The organism is Vibrio porteresiae DSM 19223 (assembly GCF_024347055.1).
Taxonomy (GTDB): domain Bacteria; phylum Pseudomonadota; class Gammaproteobacteria; order Enterobacterales; family Vibrionaceae; genus Vibrio; species Vibrio porteresiae.
Window position 1 is genome coordinate 2439417 of sequence record NZ_AP024895.1, and the last position, 19852, is coordinate 2459268.

At 43.4% G+C, this 19852-nt stretch carries 19 protein-coding genes; 9 read left to right on the plus strand and 10 right to left on the minus strand.

The features are described 5' to 3' along the window. Window positions 1–155 precede the first annotated feature (155 nt). The 4 genes from ruvB to cysS all read right to left on the minus strand — a co-directional run bounded on the left by ruvB (window position 156) and on the right by cysS (window position 4035). Window positions 156–1160, minus strand: a complete 1005-nt coding sequence (gene ruvB, locus OCV11_RS11170) for a Holliday junction branch migration DNA helicase RuvB (RefSeq protein WP_261892926.1) — start codon at window positions 1158–1160, stop codon at window positions 156–158. A gap of 101 nt (window positions 1161–1261) precedes the next feature. Beyond that, a complete protein-coding gene (gene ruvA / locus OCV11_RS11175) occupies window positions 1262–1876 on the minus strand; it encodes a Holliday junction branch migration protein RuvA (protein ID WP_261892927.1) in 615 nt (204 codons plus the stop codon). A gap of 84 nt (window positions 1877–1960) precedes the next feature. Further along, window positions 1961–2482 carry a crossover junction endodeoxyribonuclease RuvC gene (gene ruvC / locus OCV11_RS11180; protein WP_261892928.1) on the minus strand — a complete coding sequence of 174 codons (522 nt, stop codon included), beginning with the start codon at window positions 2480–2482 and terminating at the stop codon, window positions 1961–1963. A 170-nt stretch (window positions 2483–2652) separates the two neighbouring features. Continuing rightward, entirely contained in the window at window positions 2653–4035 is a 1383-nt protein-coding gene (gene cysS, locus OCV11_RS11185) for a cysteine--tRNA ligase (RefSeq protein WP_261892929.1), read from the minus strand. 146 nt (window positions 4036–4181) lie between these two features. Between cysS and OCV11_RS11190 the strand changes: the two genes are divergently transcribed. The 4 genes from OCV11_RS11190 (at window position 4182) to OCV11_RS11205 (ending at window position 7282) form a co-directional block, all read left to right on the plus strand. Beyond that, window positions 4182–4676 carry a peptidylprolyl isomerase gene (locus tag OCV11_RS11190; RefSeq protein WP_261892930.1) on the plus strand — a complete coding sequence of 165 codons (495 nt, stop codon included), beginning with the start codon at window positions 4182–4184 and terminating at the stop codon, window positions 4674–4676. 39 nt (window positions 4677–4715) lie between these two features. Then, complete coding sequence (gene lpxH, locus OCV11_RS11195; RefSeq protein ID WP_261892931.1) at window positions 4716–5429, plus strand: UDP-2,3-diacylglucosamine diphosphatase; 714 nt, start codon at window positions 4716–4718, stop codon at window positions 5427–5429. A 66-nt stretch (window positions 5430–5495) separates the two neighbouring features. After that, window positions 5496–6758: an EAL and HDOD domain-containing protein gene (locus OCV11_RS11200; protein WP_261892932.1), complete on the plus strand. Its 1263-nt coding sequence runs from the start codon at window positions 5496–5498 to the stop codon at window positions 6756–6758. 56 nt (window positions 6759–6814) lie between these two features. After that, complete coding sequence (locus OCV11_RS11205) at window positions 6815–7282, plus strand: YchJ family protein (RefSeq protein WP_261892933.1); 468 nt, start codon at window positions 6815–6817, stop codon at window positions 7280–7282. A 64-nt stretch (window positions 7283–7346) separates the two neighbouring features. Here the strand turns inward: OCV11_RS11205 and OCV11_RS11210 are convergent, their stop codons facing one another. Both OCV11_RS11210 and OCV11_RS11215 read right to left on the minus strand, forming a co-directional pair. Next, complete coding sequence (locus OCV11_RS11210; protein ID WP_261892934.1) at window positions 7347–8021, minus strand: DUF2057 family protein; 675 nt, start codon at window positions 8019–8021, stop codon at window positions 7347–7349. Window positions 8022–8086: 65 nt separating this feature from the next. Then, window positions 8087–9091: a porin gene (locus tag OCV11_RS11215; RefSeq protein ID WP_261892935.1), complete on the minus strand. Its 1005-nt coding sequence runs from the start codon at window positions 9089–9091 to the stop codon at window positions 8087–8089. Between the two features lie 514 nt (window positions 9092–9605). Here OCV11_RS11215 and dinG point away from each other — a divergent pair. The 4 genes from dinG (at window position 9606) to xthA (ending at window position 13325) form a co-directional block, all read left to right on the plus strand. Then, on the plus strand, window positions 9606–11681 hold the full coding sequence (gene dinG, locus OCV11_RS11220; protein ID WP_261892936.1) for an ATP-dependent DNA helicase DinG: 2076 nt from the start codon (window positions 9606–9608) through the stop codon (window positions 11679–11681). Between the two features lie 31 nt (window positions 11682–11712). After that, complete coding sequence (gene priC / locus OCV11_RS11225; protein ID WP_261892937.1) at window positions 11713–12255, plus strand: primosomal replication protein; 543 nt, start codon at window positions 11713–11715, stop codon at window positions 12253–12255. Continuing rightward, entirely contained in the window at window positions 12256–12444 is a 189-nt protein-coding gene (rsmS, locus tag OCV11_RS11230) for a pleiotropic regulatory protein RsmS (protein ID WP_261892938.1), read from the plus strand. A 68-nt stretch (window positions 12445–12512) separates the two neighbouring features. Then, the gene (xthA, locus tag OCV11_RS11235) at window positions 12513–13325 is read left to right on the plus strand and encodes an exodeoxyribonuclease III (protein WP_261892939.1); all 813 of its coding nucleotides are present in this window, start codon (window positions 12513–12515) and stop codon (window positions 13323–13325) included. 55 nt (window positions 13326–13380) lie between these two features. On the opposite strand, the gene OCV11_RS11240 is transcribed toward xthA, so the two are convergent. From OCV11_RS11240 to OCV11_RS11255, 4 genes are all read right to left on the minus strand, one after another. Continuing rightward, window positions 13381–14058, minus strand: a complete 678-nt coding sequence (locus OCV11_RS11240; protein ID WP_261892940.1) for an ABC transporter permease — start codon at window positions 14056–14058, stop codon at window positions 13381–13383. Window positions 14059–14063: 5 nt separating this feature from the next. Then, a complete protein-coding gene (locus OCV11_RS11245) occupies window positions 14064–14804 on the minus strand; it encodes an ABC transporter permease (RefSeq protein ID WP_261892941.1) in 741 nt (246 codons plus the stop codon). Window positions 14805–14971: 167 nt separating this feature from the next. Continuing rightward, window positions 14972–15748: an ABC transporter substrate-binding protein gene (locus tag OCV11_RS11250; RefSeq protein ID WP_261892942.1), complete on the minus strand. Its 777-nt coding sequence runs from the start codon at window positions 15746–15748 to the stop codon at window positions 14972–14974. A gap of 97 nt (window positions 15749–15845) precedes the next feature. Then, on the minus strand, window positions 15846–16616 hold the full coding sequence (locus tag OCV11_RS11255) for an ABC transporter ATP-binding protein (RefSeq protein WP_261892943.1): 771 nt from the start codon (window positions 16614–16616) through the stop codon (window positions 15846–15848). A gap of 663 nt (window positions 16617–17279) precedes the next feature. Between OCV11_RS11255 and pflB the strand changes: the two genes are divergently transcribed. Beyond that, window positions 17280–19556, plus strand: a complete 2277-nt coding sequence (gene pflB, locus OCV11_RS11260) for a formate C-acetyltransferase (RefSeq protein ID WP_261892944.1) — start codon at window positions 17280–17282, stop codon at window positions 19554–19556. Window positions 19557–19852: the final 296 nt, after the last annotated feature.

Below are 19852 nucleotides of genomic sequence, written 5' to 3' on the forward strand. Positions count from 1 at the left end.
TACGTAAATTCTAGAAAAAAGATGGGGAGAGGGAGAACAAATAGTTAACAAGCACACTCATCTTGCTAACTATTCATCTTAAAATGGATTTAATTATTTGTGATCCAGATCACCCTAAGGTGTCAAATATAAACAGATGCTAATTTTTGTAACGTTTATCGATCAAGGCCGAAATGTAAGTATGCTCTATCGGTCGCTATTCTACCCCTTGGAGTACGTTGAAGGTAGCCTTGTTGGATAAGAAAAGGCTCTAATACATCTTCAATCGTATCTTTCTCTTCACCGATCGCTGCAGCTAAGTTATCCAGCCCTACTGGCCCACCCGAAAACTTCTCCATAATGGCTAACAATAACTTACGATCCATATAGTCAAAGCCTTGGTGGTCAACATCCAACATATTTAATGCCTTGTCTGCAATATCAGCACTGATATGACCATCACCTTTCACTTCGGCGTAATCGCGCACGCGACGTAACAAACGGTTTGCGATACGTGGAGTACCGCGAGCACGCCGCGCAACTTCTAATGCCCCTTCACTGTCCATTGAGAGTCCAAGACAGTTAGCACTGCGTTGTACGATATGTTGCAGGTCTGCAACATTATAGTATTCAAGGCGTTGGACAATACCAAAGCGATCACGTAGCGGCGAAGTTAACGATCCCGCTCGTGTGGTAGCCCCGATTAGGGTGAACGGTGGCAAATCAATCTTAATTGAACGAGCAGCAGGTCCTTCACCAATCATGATATCTAATTGGTAATCTTCCATCGCTGGATAGAGCACTTCTTCAACTACAGGGCTAAGACGGTGGATCTCATCAATAAACAACACATCATTTTCTTCAAGATTGGTTAACAATGCGGCTAAGTCGCCGGCTTTCTCTAACACGGGTCCTGATGTAGTGCGAATATTGACTTCCATTTCGTTAGCGACAATGTTGGCTAACGTTGTTTTACCAAGGCCTGGAGGACCAAAAATCAACAGGTGATCGAGCGCCTCATTACGCTTTTGTGCGGCTTGAATAAAGATTTCCATCTGATCACGGACATGATCTTGCCCTTGATAATCGCACAATTTTTTCGGTCTAATCGCACGATCAATCGCTTCTTCTTCTCTAAAAGAAGGGCTATCAGGTGCAATGAGGCGATCTGCTTCTATCATGAATGAGGTTCCTAATGACTTTTCTTAATTGTTGCTGCGTTACCGGTAAATAGATAACAAAGTGACGCAAATACGTCCTTATTTCGTAACGTGATAACTCGTTACACCATCGATTTTAGTGCGTCACGAATTAATTGCTCACTGCTCATTCCAGGTTTAGCAATTTGTGAAACCACTTTTGAAGCTTGTGCGGGTTTATATCCTAAAGCGAGAAGTGCACTTACTGCTTCTTCTTCAGCACTCTGTTCTCCTGCTGGGAAGCTGTCGATAGGTGCGGCATCGGTCGCTGGAGTAAAGAGGTCACCAGCCCCCCACCCTTTCAAGCGATCTTTCATTTCAACGACAAGACGTTCAGCGGTTTTCTTACCCACCCCAGGTAACTTGACCAGTGTTGAAATATCTTCTCTTTCGACACAAGAGACAAACTGTGATGCCGTCATGCCAGAGAGAATGGCCAAGCCCATCTTAGGACCCACACCATTGGCTTTAATCACTTGACGAAACAGAGCTCGTTCTTTAACCGTGTTAAATCCATACAGAAGTTGTGCATCTTCACGCACCACAAAATGAGTGTAAATAACGGCTTCTTCACCCACATTAGGGAGTTCGTAAAAACAACTCATTGGCATCTGAACTTCATAACCAACGCCACCGACTTCGATTAACACTTCAGGTGGTTGTTTTTCAATCAATATTCCGCGAAGACGTCCGATCACGGTGGTATCCTTTTAATGACTTAACTTTGCAAAAGATGATAATCAATAACTGGATGGATAGCCAGTAAAAGATAGGTTACCCCTTTAACGGTAACGCCCCCGACGAGCACTGGTCGCCTTACCAGCCAACGCTATCAAGGTCTTATTGGTGTTGGCATGACAAATAGCAACGCCTAATGCATCGGCAGCGTCAGCTTGTGGCTTGGCAGGCAGTTTTAACATTTGTTGCACCATGTGCTGTACTTGAGCTTTCTCGGCTCCGCCCGTTCCGACGACGGCCTGCTTGATCAAACGAGCCGCGTATTCAAACACGGGTAAATCGGCATTCACTGCAGCAACAATCGCACTGCCGCGCGCTTGACCGAGTTTTAGCGCCGAATCCGCATTTTTCGCCATAAACACCTGTTCTATAGCAAATACATCCGGTTGAAATTGGGTAATGATTTCGCTCACTCCAGCGTAGATCTGCTTGAGCCTCAGTGGCAGTTCCTTTTCAGATGTTCGAATACAGCCGCTGCCTAAATACTGCAGTTGTCGACCTTGTTGGCGTATCACTCCATAACCAGTAATACGAGAGCCGGGGTCAATCCCCAAAATGATAGACATAGATAAATCTTGATAAGGTAACGATATTCTTGAAGATGTTAGCTTAATTCGCCGTATCACGGTAGCAATGGCCACCCGTTCCGGGCTAAACATCCAATTAAATAAGATGCATGTAAAAAGAAAGTGGGCCTAAAGCCCACTTTCATCATAAGCACGATACTCAGCTCACCTTACTTACGGCGCCAAGTAGTTCCTTCTGGACCATCTTCTAGCACAATGCCCATCTCATTTAACTTATCACGAGCAACGTCTGCGTTAGCCCAATCTTTAGCTGCACGAGAGTCGTTACGTAACTTGATGAGCGCTTCAATTTCTGCCACTTCATCAGAGTTACCAGCATCGCCTTGTAGGAAGTGCTCAGGGTCTTGGTACAAAATGCCAATCACATCAGCCAACTCACGCATTAACGCACCTAGTGCACTCGCCTGAGCCATATCTTCGGTTTTCAGACGGTTGATATCACGAGCCATATCAAACAGCACTGAATAAGCTTCTGGTGTATTAAAGTCATCATTCATCGATTCAGTAAAACGACGAATGTACTCTTCGTTATGCGCAGCTTCAGCCTGGCTATCAAGACCACGTAAAGCGGTGTAAAGACGTTCTAGTGACGCACGAGCTTGATTTAGGTTTTCTTCGCTATAGTTCAATTGACTGCGGTAGTGACCTGACATCAAGAAATAGCGCACAGTTTCCGCATCGTAGTGATTAAGCACATCACGAATGGTAAAGAAGTTGCCAAGAGATTTAGACATCTTCTCTTTATCAACCATCACCATGCCACTGTGCATCCACGTATTTACATAGTGGCCACCGTGCGCACAGCATGATTGTGCAATTTCATTTTCATGGTGTGGGAATTGAAGGTCTGAACCACCACCATGGATATCGAAGTGGTCACCTAAAATAGATGAGTTCATCGCAGAACATTCGATGTGCCATCCTGGACGACCTGCGCCCCAAGGCGATTCCCAAGTTGGTTCGCCAGGTTTCGACATTTTCCAAACCACGAAGTCTAATGGGCTGCGTTTAGCTGTCTCAATGTCAACACGCGCACCCGCTTGTAACTGATCAAGATCTTGACGTGACAATTTGCCGTAATCGTCAAATTTAGCCACTTCGAACATGACGTCGCCATTATCGGCAACATAAGCAAAACCTTTTTCAATCAGTTTCTCAACTAAAGAGATGATCTCAGCAATAAACTTGGTCGCTCTTGGCTCTACATCTGGACGACGCATATTCAGTGCATCAAAGTCGGTGTACATCTCTTGAATTAAGCGTTCAGTTAATGAATCGCATGACTCACCATTTTCTGCTGCACGCTTGATAATTTTATCGTCGATATCCGTAATGTTACGAACGAAAGTCAAATCGTAACCAAGGTAACGCAGGTAACGCGACACCACATCAAAAGAAACAAAAGTACGACCATGACCAATATGACAGAGATCGTATATGGTGACCCCACAGACATACATGCCGACTTTGCCAGCATTGATCGGTTTAAATTCCTCTTTTTGTCGTGTGAGTGTGTTATATATCTTCAACATGATCTCTATCTAAACTGTCTAAAAAACGAAATGGTTCCGTAGTATAACAACTCTGTTATCGTCAGGTCATCCATTTGATGTTTTGAATGAACAAAAAGTTAAGCTAGAATTGCCATTTCATACAAAACAAAGCAAAGGTAATGCTCATGATCACCCTTCACACTAACTTTGGTGATATTAAAATTCAGTTGAACGAAGAAAAAGCACCAGAAACCAGTGCAAACTTTCTTCAATACTGCCGTGACGGTTTTTACGACAACACACTGTTTCACCGTGTTATCGATGGATTCATGATTCAGGGCGGTGGTATGACTTCAGGCCTGAAAGAGAAAGCGACTCGTGCTTCTATCAAAAATGAAGCAAACAATGGTCTGAGCAACAAAGTAGGTACCATCGCTATGGCACGTACTATGGAACCCCATTCTGCAAGTTCACAATTCTTTATCAACGTGAACGACAACACTTTCCTAAACTTCCGCTCTGAAAGCCGTGATGGTTGGGGTTACTGTGTATTTGGTGAAGTTGTTGAAGGTATGGACATCGTTAACAAGATTAAAGGCGTTAGCACGGGTTCTTACGGCATGCACCAAGACGTTCCACTAGAAGAAGTGGTGATTACTAGCACCACTATCGAAGAGTAATTCGATTATGGAGCGCTGCGGCGCTCCATCTATTTTCCTATGCAAAAAACATTATTTATATCTGACTTACATCTCACCCCTAAACGCCCCGACATTACCGATTGTTTCGTTCGTTTCATGCGCACTGAAGCGATTGATTGTGATGCGCTTTATGTGCTCGGTGATCTCTTCGATTTTTGGGTTGGCGATGATGATGACAGTGAATTTGCACTGAAGATTCAAGCTGAATTTCGTCAACTCACTTTAGCTGGCGTTCCTTGCTATTTCATTCATGGCAATCGTGACTTTTTAGTGGGTCGACGTTTTGCGCGCCGAACGGGAGTAACACTGCTGGCAGAAGAACATGTTGTCGATCTCTATGGGCAAAAAGCACTTCTTCTCCATGGCGATACCTTGTGCACCCAAGATGTCCGTTACTTAGCGTTTCGCAAGAAGGTCCATCAGCCTTGGCTACAATGGCTGTTCAATCGCCTCCCTCTCTTTATCAAGCGTAAATTGGTCTCTAAGATTCAGCAGGATATTCGCCAAGATAAACAACACAAAGCGATGGAGATCATGGACGTCACTCCCGACGAAGTCCAACAGCGTCTGCAACATCATAGTGTCTCACTCATGATCCATGGCCACACTCATCGCCCTGATATTCATCGTCACTCCTATGGCACTCGCGTGGTTTTAGGTGACTGGTATGAGCAAGGATCGGTAGGAGTATTCACACCCAATGGTTTCACGTTAGAAAAACGTGCTTTTTAAACTAAATCACAACATTTAGCCCACCAAACAAACAATTTTGGAATACGCTTAGTAAATGGATTATTAATGACTAGAACAAGAGTTATGGCGTCGACTAAGGCCACACCAAAATTTTCTTATATCGCTAGGCAACCTATTTTAAATAGTGATCGTGTCACTATTGGTTATGAATTACTGTTTAGAGATGGTCCTAACAACAGTTTTCCAGAAATTGATCCTGAAAAAGCAACTAGCCAGTTGCTGTCGGATCACTTTTTATCGACGCATTACCATACGCTCGGAGGCAAACTAGGGTTTGTTAACTTTCCCTACCATAGCCTGGTTAATATGATACCCACGGTGTTTCCAACCAATAGCTTAGTCATAGAAGTATTGGAAACCTGTCCGCCTTCAGTGGAATTGTTGACCTCGATAAGACACATGCACAAGCAGGGCTATAAGATTGCTTTAGATGATTTTATTCCGAGTAAAGAGTGGAACGCTTTTTTACCTTATGTTTCAGTGATCAAATTCGATCTTCGGCAGACCTCAGTCGACATTGCTAAGCAATTTATGGCGCGTACCAAACAGTTCAACATTGAATTTCTTGCCGAAAAGATTGAAACCTACGACGAATTTCAAAAAGCCAAAGCCGCTGGTTTTACCCTTTTCCAAGGTTATTTCTTTGCACGCCCTGAGATCTTACAACACCAGTCCCTTGATCCCTCATTTCTGACTTTGATCCAACTCTGTAAAGAGGTCGCAAAAGATCAACTTGATTATCCTGCTTTAGAAGCGATCATCTCCCGCGATCTTTCGATGTCTTATAAATTGCTTTCGTTTGTGAACGCTTCCGCTAGTGTCAGTTCCAAGATCCAGAATTTTAAACAAGCGATTGTTTATCTAGGAGAGCAACGTCTACGTCGCTTTATCTCCATTGTCGCCATTGCCTCCGCTCAAAAATCAAAGCCTCATGCACTTTATACTCTCTCGATCCAACGTGCTCGTTTTTGTGAATTGCTCTGGCAACGAGCTAAAAAGCGGGATAACAGCATTGAACAAGGCGCAGCTTTTTTAACTGGCATGTTCTCATTACTCGATAGTTTGCTCGATCAACCTTTAGAGAATATCCTGCAGCAAATGCCTATCGACTCCGCAATCAAACTGGCTTTATTGCAACATAAAGGGACGCTAGGAGAAATTCTCGATTTGGCGATCGGCTATGAAACCGCTGATTGGGCTCATGTCTCGCACTTAGCGGATAAATTAGCAATAACTCACGCTGACGTGATTAGCAGTTATGATGACGCGATTGAGTGGGCAGATGTGTTAATGGATATGAATTTATAGACATTATTATAGTTTCTACTTAGACTTTCCCATCATTTTATAATTCGATATTGCCTATGACTCTCTGCTATTGTAACTCCGGTCTAGCTTATTCAGACTGCTGCCAACCAGTTCATCATGATCACGCTAACGCCAAAACGCCTGAGCAGCTAATGCGGGCTAGATACAGTGCACACGTACTGAAATTGGTTGATTTTATCGTTGCAACCTATCACCCCTCGTGCAACGCAGAGCAAGACAGAGCTGAAATAGCGGCTTCAGCGAACAGTCACTGGAATAAGCTTGAAGTACTTTCTACCGATGAAGGGAGCAATGACTCAGAAGGTTATGTGCACTTTAAAGCGCATTTTTCAGACCACGGTCAGACCTACTGTTTAGAAGAGCGCTCGCGTTTCTTACGTGAAGGACAATTGTGGTATTACGTTGATGGTGAATTTCCACAAACCACGACGCATTCTAAAGTAGGCCGCAACGATCCTTGTCCTTGTGGTAGCGGTAAAAAATACAAAAAGTGCTGCGGTTAACCTTTGCACCATAAAAAACCAGCTACCGCTGGTTTTTTTACTCATATCTCATGTAAAACCAAGCTTACTCTTGGTCGACAATCCATTTGCGGAATGCTTTGCGATCTTGTGCTGAAGACTGCAGATACAAACGTTGAAGTTCAGATAAAGTACCGACTTTTAAATGCTGTTCAGTGGCTACTTTTACGGTTTTTCCTGAATCACCAAGAACCGGTTTATCTGTATTAACCGTAACATAGCTGACAGCCACTGCGGCTTTACCACCAGCGCGATTGTATTCCATCACTTCATTAGTGTAGTCACGACCTAACACGAAACCAGTTACACTCAATTTATCGTCAACAACGTTGATATCTTTGTCTGTCTTGCTGGAATGCAACTGCCACGTCATCTTTTCGATATTCACTTTTGCGTCGTAGTAGCTTTTGTACTTTGGCATCTTCAAAACCAAAGTGTCGTCTTTTGCATCAAAGCGAGCAACAACGATGTGACTATAAACCTTTTTGTAATCATTCTTATCTAAGAAGTCAGGTGTAAATTGAAATACCACCTGATTAACACCGTTAGGCAGGGTAATTGACTTATTGTTATCCAACAAGCTCCCACTAACTTTCGGCGTCTGCATATTTGTTACTAAAAGGTTCACTGTATCGGGGAACTCTAGTTTAACATCGGCAAAGGCAGTAGAAGATAGTGCCAATCCCAGACTCAAACACCCGATACTCCAAAAATTTTTCATTATTATCTCCATTAAAAAACCCAGCAATAAATGCTGGGTTTATTCTACATGCTAAGCGACTGATATTACCAGTAAACGCGAGCACCAACTGCTAGAGCATTCACAGCAGCTGCGCTTTCAGTGTCGTTGTAACCGTATTCAACATAAGTCAGAGCCCATGTTACAGGACGGTAGCTAACACCTACGTAGCTGTTTTGGATGTCTGCGTTTGATTTGTCTTGCATTTCAACGTATTGGTAGCCACCGTATACAGTAGTTGCGTCAGACAGTTTGTACATTGCACCAAGGTTGTAACCGTTAGAATTGTTGTCAGTGTTACCTTCTGTACGGTTGATGTGTGCGTATGTTGCACCTAGAGTTAGAGCGTCTAGTTTGTATTCTACAGTAACTTCAGTAGATAGAGACTCTGTGTCATTCTTAGTTGAAGTTTCAGTTACAACACCTGTTGTAGCGTTAGCTGCTTGAGAAGTTGTTGTAGTATTGTTTTCGAAGTAAACGATACCAGAGTGGAAGCTCAAATCACCCATAGTTGAACCAACAAAGATAGACGCTTGTTTAGCAGCAGAATCTTTTTCAGCCAGGTTGTACTGAGCACGTACGAAGTAGTTATCTTTGATAAAATCGTAGTTGATTGCGTTGTCTTGATAGAAGTAGTCGTTTGCTAGGTCTGTATCGTATAGAGCTTTATCAGAAATACCGTAGTACCAAGAGTACTCTGCACCGTACACGTCATCAGCTAGTAGAGCTGTACGACCAACGTATAGAGAACCGTAATCATCACTAGACACACCGATCCAGTTTTGGCGGCTTTTCATTGAGCTAACAATACCGAACTCGGCTTTACCGATTAGGTTTAGGTCGTCAGTTAGTTTCCAAGATGCGTTGATACCAGCACGAGAAGAACCTGCATCAGCAGCAGTCTTAGACTCATCATTTGAGTGAGAGTAAGTCATTGCTTCACGGATTTGACCGTAGAAGTTTACTGAACCGCTGTCGTTTTTAACGATTTCTGCTGCGTTAACAGAACCTGCTGCTGCAAGCACTGCTAGTGCTAAAAGAGTCTTTTTCATAATAATCCACTGCCTTTTCTTAAAATCGGGAGATCCTTGCCCGGTTCCCTTTTGTTTTTGAAGATGGTTTATCAACTCTGCGGTTGTTGACCATCGCCACTAAATTCGAGTTTTAGATTGCAAAAGAATATGCTGAGTGTCAAATGCTCTAAAAGAATAGTTAAATAAATATAAAAATCAAACATTTTCAAACACTTAAGTAAAAAGGTTTGTAAAAAACGCTTAAAATTCAACCAAAAACATCAATTTTCATCACTATCAAAAGGTTAGCCAATCCGGATAATTATCTTTTTCTATCCCTTAAAAATACCAATATGCAGAATTTTATAAAGACTAATACACCTTTTTGGAGCTTTATATTTTTGAATTGCTAAATAATTTTTAAGTACATGATGGTTCAATCTTTTTTTGTGAACGAGATCTACATTTGATTTAAAACAGTGTTGTTTTACGGAACTACTTGTCGCAAAGGCTTATGTGGTAGCATCTCTGGGTAAGAAACTCGAGTACCAACATGATCACTAATAACATCCAAAAATCGATAAGAAACAGCTACCATAACTTGCAAGCACAGCTTGATAATTTTGTTCCTCGTCGAGCACAAAATTATCTGGTGGCGGAAATCGCGAAGACCTTATGTGGCGAATATCACAAATCAACTCGCATTCTTGTTGCAGAAGCAGGAACCGGAATCGGCAAATCGCTCTCCTATCTAATGGGAGCAATTCCGGTTGCTTTATCCAACCAACGAAAGATTGTGATTTCAACAGCAACTGTCGCGTTGCAAGAGCAGTTAATGAATAAAGATTTGCCGCTGTATCGCCGCATCACGGATGTCCCTTTTTCTTTTATCGTAGCTAAAGGAAGACAAAGGTATTGCTGTGCAGAAAAACTGGCGGTAGCTGCTGGTGTGGATGGAGGTCAGTTAGCGATTTTTGAAACAAAGCCCACTAACGACACATTAGAAACCTTAAAGAACCTATACCACGAGTTAGCCAACCAGAAATGGGATGGTGACAGAGACTCTTGGCCTGATACGATATCAGATGAAGTTTGGCAGTTAATTGTCAGTGACAAACACAGCTGTAACAACAGTTTTGCAGCGCATCGCCATTGCCCATTTCAAAAAGCACGCTCAGAACTGGATAGAAATGATGTCATCATCGCCAACCACAGCTTAGTGATGGCGGATGCTGATCTTGGTGGTGGCGTGATTCTCCCTGAACCAGAAAATACCATTTATATCTTTGATGAAGCCCATCATCTACCTCATGTTGCTCGCGACCATTCTGCTGCTGCTGCAACGTTAAAAGGCGCAGCGAGTTGGCTTGAGAAACTCAATCAATCTCTCAGCAAATACGTCAACCTAGCGGATGCCAAACGAGTCGGACGATTTCACGAGCAAGCTTCCTCTGCTTTTCAGCAGTTAATTCCAGAGCTGAGCCGTTTACCTAATCATTTTTCAGCACAACAGTTCAACGAAGGTATTCTGCGCTTTGAAAACGGCGAGTTACCCGAATGGCTAGAGTTACTTGCCAAAGAGTTGAAACGCGAAAGTCAGAAGGCAAATCAAGCCGTAGCAAAAATTGCTGATTTGATTGCTGAACAGGTAAAAGAAGGTGAGCTAGCCAGCCGCTTAGCGGAGCCGGCCCTTTCAGAATTGGGCTTCTATATTCAACGGTTAGAGAATCTGCAGCAAGTTTGGACACTAATGGCTCAGCCACAACCTGAGCGTGGCGCACCTCTCGCTCGCTGGTTTGAAATCAGTAAGGAACGTGAAGGCGACTTTATTGCTAACGTGTCGCCACTGGAGATCGGTTGGCAACTGGATCAGCAGATTTGGAGTCGCTGTGTGGGCGCAGTGTTAGTCTCAGCAACCATGCGTGCCTTAAATTCATTCCAATATTTTTGTCGTCAAGCCGGTATTAGTGACAAAGCAGAAGATGGCGTGCAATTCTTAGCACTCTCTTCACCCTTTGATTATCAACAACAAGCCGAATTGCTCATTCCCAAGATGGATTATGAGCCAACCGCTCCGGAATTTACTCACTATCTTGCTAAACGACTAGGAGAATACATTCAGCCCAATCAAGCTAATTTGGTGCTGTTCTCTTCTTATTGGCAGATGAAAGAAGTGGCCGACAAGCTAAAACCGTTATGTAAGTCCTCTAATTGGACATTGCAACTGCAAGGCGAAAAGTCTCGATCTGAAATTCTAAAAAAACATAAAAACCTAGTAGAAAAACAAAAAACCAGCATTTTATTCGGTACAGGGAGCTTTTCTGAGGGTTTGGACCTACCAGGGGAGCTATTGGAAAACCTGATCATTACTAAGATCCCCTTTGGTGTACCGACCTCTCCCGTTGAGCAAGCGCATGCTGAATATATCCAACGTTTAGGCGGGAATCCTTTTTTACAAATTGCAGTTCCCGATGCGAGTAAAAAATTGATTCAATCGGTCGGGCGACTGCTACGTAAAGAGCGAGATTCTGGTCGAGTTGTGATCTTAGACCGAAGAATTATCTCAAAACGCTACGGTAAACAACTGCTAGACTCTCTACCTCCATTTAAGCGAGTGGTAGAATATTGATTCTCTTTTGCTGAGTTAGTCAGGCTAGATAATGATGAAAAAACTGTCTCAATTACGCCAACAATTGGCTGAACTGACGATTCAAGCAACCGAACTTGATAGTAAGAGCGGCGCGAGACAACAGCCCCTTTTTGACGAACGCTTGTTTCGCAACCCCACTAGGCGTTTAGCTACTTGCGCTAGTGAAGCACAAGAAACATTGGATCGATTAATCTTAGGGCAAGAGACTAAATCACTGAGCCAAGAGCAAGCACAATATCTAACCGAACGATTTATCGCTCAACTGACTGCAATACAAAGGGTCGTTTCAGCGGCTTCGCATGTAGTGCCGAAAAGTGAAGATGACTCCATTCCCACGCAAACTCTTTATCTCAATTTAGCTCAACATCAAGAGTGGGAAGATCGTTTAGCGCTGTTGGTCATGGAGAAACAAACCGCACTAGAGCGTGCTAATTACTTAATTAGACAACAAGCTCAGCAAGAATTAGCCCTCGCAGAGCAGCGCTTACTTCGTTGCCAGACGGCAAAAGCCAAAATAGAACAGCAGATAACTGTACAAGAGAAAGGCCAATAAATGTCAGACCCAATCGGTACACCGCTCGACCAAGCTCCAGATGAAGTGAAATTGGCCGTTGATTTAATCTACCTTTTAGAAACCCATGCTATCGAGCCTCATACCGCGTTAGCAGCCCTTGAGATTGTGAAACGTGATTTATTAAAACGCGTTAAAAACTCATCCAACAGTAATGCAGATTCCTTGTAAAACTTAGGGTTGAGCCAACTCACCACAGTGATACTATCGACAAATAATTCAATGAGTAAGGAACCTGTATGAAAGTCGTCAGTTTTAACATTAATGGCCTACGAGCCCGACTCCATCAGTTACAAGCACTTATAGATAAACACAATCCAGACGTAATCGGTCTACAAGAGATCAAGGTACACGATGAAGCCTTCCCAGTAGCCGACGTGGAGGCGATGGGTTACAAAGTCTATTTTCATGGTCAAAAAGCGCATTACGGTGTTGCGCTGCTGTGCAAGCAAGAGCCGATCACAATCCAAAAAGGTTTCCCTTCTGATAGCGAAGAGCATCAAAAGCGGATGATCATAGCAACGTTTGCTGATGAAAATGGCGATAAAGTAACGGTGATGAATGGTTATTTCCCGCAAGGCGATAACATCAATCACGAAGTTAAATTCCCGTATAAACGCCAGTTTTATAGTGATTTGATGAGCTACTTAGATGAGTATCATCAGCCTGATGAACAGATCATTGTCATGGGTGACATTAACATTAGCCCATTGGATTTAGACATTGGCATTGGCGAACCGAATCGCAAACGTTGGTTGCAAACGGGTAAATGTTCATTCCAGCCAGAAGAGCGTGAATGGCTACAACGTTTACTTGATTGGGGCTTTGTTGATACTTTCCGTCAAGTTCATCCAGAGGTTGACGACCAGTTTTCGTGGTTTGACTATCGCTCTAGAGGCTTTGACGATAATCGTGGTCTGCGCATTGATGTCATTCTCGCCACCCCCCCTTTGGCAAAGAAATGCCTTGAATCGGGGATTGATTATCCACTACGCGGTATTGAAAAACCGTCAGATCACGCACCAATCTGGTCTGTATTCAGCAATCAATAACCCTATCTGAATGCTACGTTAATCGAAGGATATACACTTACAGCGTATATCCTTCTTACATTCGGGGCTTAAGGTGTGCTAAATACCGTTTCTCCGCTTGCTTAAAACACCAAATCAGTGAAAAGCTCAACACCATATAAAACACACCAGCGGTTAAAAATGCTTCAAAAGGTGCATAGTAGCGCGAGTTAACCAACCGAGCCGCTCCTGTGAGATCCATAATGGTGATGATCCCCGCAACCGCACTGCCGTGCAGCATAAAGATCACTTCGTTGCTGTAAGCGGGTAAAGCGCGACGCAAAGCGCTTGGTAAGATAATCCGTTTTACTATCTTAAACCGCCCCATACCAAAGGCTCGTGCGGCCTCAATTTCTCCTTTAGACAGCCCGTTAATCGCCCCGCGAATGATTTCTGCAGTGTACGCTGAGGTATTGAGGACAAACGAAACCAAAGCACAAAACCAAGCATTTTCCCAAAGCGTCCCGGCCACGGTAAAAAACTGATCCATTCCGTAGTAAATCAGGTAGAGCTGGACCAACAATGGCGTACCGCGGAAAAAGTAGATATAGAGCCAAGCGGGATAACGCAGCCAAAGCTGTTTGGCATTGCGAATAAACGCCAATGGTATTGCAACCATGATGCCTATCAGCAACGATACGCCCACTAGCCATGCGGTTGTCCAAAGTCCATTTAGGTAGATAGGCATGCTGGCCAAAATCAAGGAAAAGTCCATTTCATTTACCTCGTTTGAATCGCATAACGACGTTCCAGCATTTTTAACACACTGGTCGAAAGACTCGTAAACAGCAAGAAGAGCACCGAAATCGCCATATAAAAGGTGAACGGCATTTTGGTAGAGCCAGCGGCCAAAGAACCTATCCTCACCATATCCTCTAAACCAATAATGGAAACCAATGCCGTGGTTTTGAGGAGTACTAGCCAGTTGTTACCAAATCCCGGCAATGCATGGCGAACCATCTGAGGAAACAAGACTCTTTTAAAACTTAACCAAGGGCTCATACCATAGGCCTTCGCCGCTTCAAGCTCTCCTTGGTCGACAGCCAAAATGGCACCACGAAACGTTTCTGCCATATAGGCACCGAAGATAAAACCTATTGTAAGTATCCCCGCAATGAATGGACTGACATCAATATAATCGGGCAAATAGGCTGCCCACTCATGTTGTGGATTCAGTGAGGTCAAAGCAGAGTTAAGCCACTCATTCACTTGATAGAGGCTATTGTTGAGAAATATCTGACCACCAAAGAAGATCAGCATCATGAGAACCAGATCAGGAATACCACGGATGATAGTGGTATAGATGGTTGCACTGATTCTAAGTGCCTTTGATGTAGAGAGCTTCGCCATTGCCCCAGCCATGCCTAAAAGCATAGCGACAAGTAGCGACAACAAAGCCACTTCTACCGTTAATCCGGCGCCTTGCAAAATAGCCCAGCCATATCCTTGGAGATCAAACATCGCAAAATTCCGTTTTACTCACTTGAACATCAGAACACATTACACGTAAACCGATGTGAGATTTTCGAGTTAGCCGCACGACAAAAGACGGCAAAAGTTGACTAACGAGATGGTGATTAGATTGACCCGGGCAGTCATTGCCCGGGATCACATGGGGTAATGGAACGTTATTCACCGTACACGTCGTAGCTAAAGTATTTCGCCGCTATTTGTTTGTAAACACCATCAGCACGGACAGCATCAATCGCTTTATTCAGTTTTTCCGTCAGATCTTTATCTTGTTTACGCACCGCGATACCAAAGCCTTCACCAAACCATTTAGGGTCGGTTAAGGTTGGACCAACAAATTCGTATTTTTCACCGCCAGGCTTTTTCAACATGCCCTCTTCCAACGCAGAGGCATCACCAAGAACTGCAGCAATACGTCCGTTGGCAAGATCAAGGTAGGCTTCATCGAATGAACCATAACGGACGATATCAACGGAGTCACCATAATTATCGGAAAGGTACTTATCATGAGTGGTTGCACGTTGAACACCGATTTTTACGCCTTTCAACCCTTTCTTCGTAAAATCAATATTGCTGCCTTTCTTGGCAATAAACTTATTAGGAATCAATGCATATTTGTGGGTGAAATCGACTTTCTTACGACGTTCATCGGTAATAGACATTGCAGCAATGATCGCATCGTACTTACGTGCTAATAAAGAGGGAATGATACCATCCCAATCTTGACGGATGATCTGACACTTCACTTGCATCTGCTTACACAGTGCATTTGCCATATCCACATCAAAACCTTTTAACGAGCCATCTGGTTCCGTCCAGCTAAATGGAGGGTAAGCGCCCTCAATACCAAACCTAACCACTTTCCACTCTTTTGCTTGTGCCACGCCAGTCGCGGTTGTTGCGATCATAGCAGCCACGAGTAACCACTTTTTCATATCCTTACTCCTGTGATAACGCTGTCTTATTATTGTACTACCAGTGACAAACTTATCTGCTGTCACTCTGTCCTTGCTACCCCTAAAGGGATAGGGGTTAATAAATTGAAGAGATAAATTGTTTGAGCCGTTCTGACTTGGGTTGTGAAAACAGTTTGTGTGGCTCGCCTTGTTCTTCCACCACCCCCTGATGTAAAAACATCACATGCGAGGAAACATCACGAGCGAACGCCATTTCATGGGTCACCACCAGCATAGTTCTGCCCTCTTCAGCGAGATCTCGCATCACGTTTAAGACTTCACCAACCAGCTCCGGATCTAATGCGGACGTAGGTTCATCAAACAGCATCACCTCAGGCTCAACCGCCAATGCACGAGCTATCGCGGCTCGTTGCTGCTGCCCGCCTGACAAGTGTCCTGGGTAATAGTCTTTACGCTCATACAAGCCGACACGCTTAAGCAGTATTTCGGCTTTCTCTATTGCTTCCTTTCTATTTACACCAAGAACATGTATCGGGGCTTCGATAACATTTTCGAGCACCGTCATATGTGACCAAAGATTAAAACCTTGAAAGACCATAGCAAGGCGCGATCGAATACGCTGAACTTGCTTAGCATTGACTGGTACATATTGACCACTTTTATTGGCACGCATTTCCAATTGCTCACCGTTAACCCAAATATCACCTTGAGTGGGTGTTTCAAGCAGATTGATACAGCGCAAAAAGGTACTTTTCCCAGAACCAGAAGAACCAATAATAGAAATGACATCGCCTTTATTGGCTTGCAGTGAAATGCCTTTTAGAACGACGTTGTGTCCAAAGGTTTTATGAAGATTATTGATTTGCAGCGCGGGAACATCCGTCATGCGCTTTCTCCCTGTCAACAAATAGGCTACCCATCTTCTATAAAAAGACGCACCTCGAGAGTAAAACGCCTCCAATAGCGATGGGTATAAGCTTCCCAGCTCATATGCTGACAAAGTATCACTAGAACAAAATCGAATCAACACACACAATAGGTAAATGACTAAAAAGTCGAAATAAATAACTACATAATCGTTTTTTATACCTATTTTTGCAAATATGTGAATAACTCTTCACATACGCATTTTGTGGCACATTAGCTTAATCGTCAGAATTGTACTTATGTCACTAAATTTTAAGTGAGGTATGTCACAATGCGTCATAATTAAAGGCGTAGAAATGTGAATTTTCGTGCTTACTATGGCCCGAATTGCCTATATCTAGTGAGTTAGGCTACGAAGCAAACATCATGCTGAAAAAAGCGACAATGGCGAGTTCACTTTATTCCATTTTTTGAACTTTTATTGATTTAGTTTAAGGTTTGCTATTTTTTTTTAGCTTAAATTGGGTCGCAACAGAACGAAGTAACTATATCCATACGCAAATCGATGCGATGTGAGTATCAATATTGTTATTTCTATGAGTGTACTGCTCCGATAAAAAGGATAGCTGGCTCAACGGCTAAGACAGTACGTGTTTTTTCTACTAATAAAGGTAGGTATGTCATGGCAGAGCAATTTGCTAAAGCTTGGGAAGGTTTTGCTGCAGGTGATTGGCAAAACGAAGTAAACGTTCGTGATTTTATCCAAAAAAACTACACTCCTTATGAAGGCGACGAATCTTTCCTAGTTTCTGAAGGTACTGAAGCAACTAAAGCGCTTTGGGCTAAAGTAATGGAAGGTATCAAACAGGAAAACGCGACTCACGCACCTGTTGATTTCGATACTTCTGTTATCTCTACCATCACTTCTCATGATGCTGGATACATTAACAAAGATTTAGAGAAAATCGTTGGTCTACAAACTGACGCACCTCTAAAACGTGCAATCATCCCTAACGGTGGTGTACGTATGATCGAAGGTTCATGCAAAACTTACGGCCGTGAACTCGATCCACAAATTTCAAAAATCTACCACGAATACCGCAAAACACATAACCAAGGTGTTTTCGACGTTTACACTCCTGGTATCCTAGCATGTCGTAAATCTGGCGTTCTAACTGGTCTTCCAGATGCTTACGGCCGTGGTCGTATCATCGGTGACTACCGTCGTATCGCTCTTTACGGTATCGACTACTTGATGAAAGACAAATTCGCTCAATTCACTTCTCTACAAGAGCAAATGGAAAACGGCGAAGACCTACAAGCAGTTATCCAACTTCGTGAAGAAGTAGCGGAACAACACCGTGCACTTGGCCAAATCAAAGAAATGGCTGCTAAATACGGTTGTGACATCTCTCGCCCTGCAGAAACAGCTCAAGAAGCAATCCAATGGACTTACTTCGGCTACCTAGCTGCTGTTAAATCTCAAAACGGCGCGGCAATGTCTCTAGGTCGTACTTCTACTTTCCTAGACATCTTTATCCAACGTGATATCGATGCAGGCAAGCTTACTGAAGCAGACGCACAGGAAATGATCGACCACTTCGTAATGAAACTACGTATGGTTCGTTTCCTACGTACTCCTGAATACGATGACCTATTCTCTGGCGACCCAATTTGGGCAACAGAATCAGTAGGTGGTATGGGTCTTGACGGTCGTACTCTAGTTTCTAAAACTAACTTCCGTTTCCTAAACAGCCTATACACAATGGGTCCTTCTCCAGAGCCAAACATCACTGTTCTTTGGTCTGAAAAACTACCTGAAGGCTTCAAAAAATTCTGTGCTAAAGTATCTATCGATACTTCATCTATCCAGTACGAAAACGATGATCTAATGCGTCCAGACTTCGAGTCTGATGACTACGCAATCGCATGTTGTGTATCACCAATGGTTGTTGGTAAACAAATGCAATTCTTCGGTGCTCGTGCAAACCTTGCTAAAACTATGCTTTACACCATCAACGGCGGTGTTGATGAAAAATCTAAAGCACAAGTTGGTCCTAAGATGCCTAAAATCACTTCTGAAGTTCTTGATTACGATGAACTTTGGGAAAAAATGGACCACTTCATGGACTGGTTGGCAAAACAATACGTTACAGCATTGAACTGCATCCACTTCATGCACGACAAATACAGCTACGAAGCTTCACTAATGGCTCTACACGACCTACACGTGAAACGTACAATGGCTTGTGGTATCGCTGGTCTATCTGTTGCAGCTGACTCACTATCTGCAATCAAATACGCTAAAGTTACTCCAATCCGTGACGAAGACGGCGTAGCGGTAGACTTCAAAATTGAAGGCGACTACCCTAAATTTGGTAACAACGACGCTCGCGTTGATGACATCGCATGTCAATTGGTTGAAACTTTCATGAACAAAATCCGTTCACTGAAAACTTACCGCAATGCGATCCCAACTCAGTCAATCCTTACTATCACTTCTAACGTTGTGTACGGTAAGAAAACTGGTAACACACCTGATGGCCGTCGCGCAGGCGCTCCATTCGGTCCTGGTGCAAACCCAATGCACGGTCGTGACCAAAAAGGTGCTGTAGCATCATTGACTTCTGTTGGTAAACTACCATTTGCACACGCTAAAGACGGTATCTCTTACACCTTCTCTATCGTTCCAAACGCACTTGGTAAAGAAGACGATTCACGTCGCGCTAACCTTGCTGGCCTAATGGATGGTTACTTCCATCACGAAGCTGGCGTTGAAGGTGGTCAACACCTTAACGTTAACGTTCTAAACCGTGACACTCTTCTTGACGCAGTTGAACACCCAGAGAAATACCCTCAGCTAACTATCCGTGTATCTGGTTACGCTGTTCGTTTCAACTCTCTAACTGCTGAACAACAACAAGACGTTATCTCTCGTACATTCACTGAATCAATGTAATTGACTCTACTGAATGAATGATTCTAAGCCCCGCAATGCGGGGCTTTTTTTATGTCTGCGACTTGCTGTTTTATTCAGAACCAAATGAAGAACTGCACCTAACCTGTGCTTTTAGGGGGTGTTAGGGGGGATGACACTCGTAACGCACTCTAGAGTTTGCTTCTTCTATCCAGAATCTAAACAACGACATAGATGTTCGATAGCGTCACCATTTCGCGAATGAATCCAAGTGTACAAGCGAACTAAACAGTAGATATAAATGGGATTAAAAAGCCCAAACTAAGTTTGGGCTTACA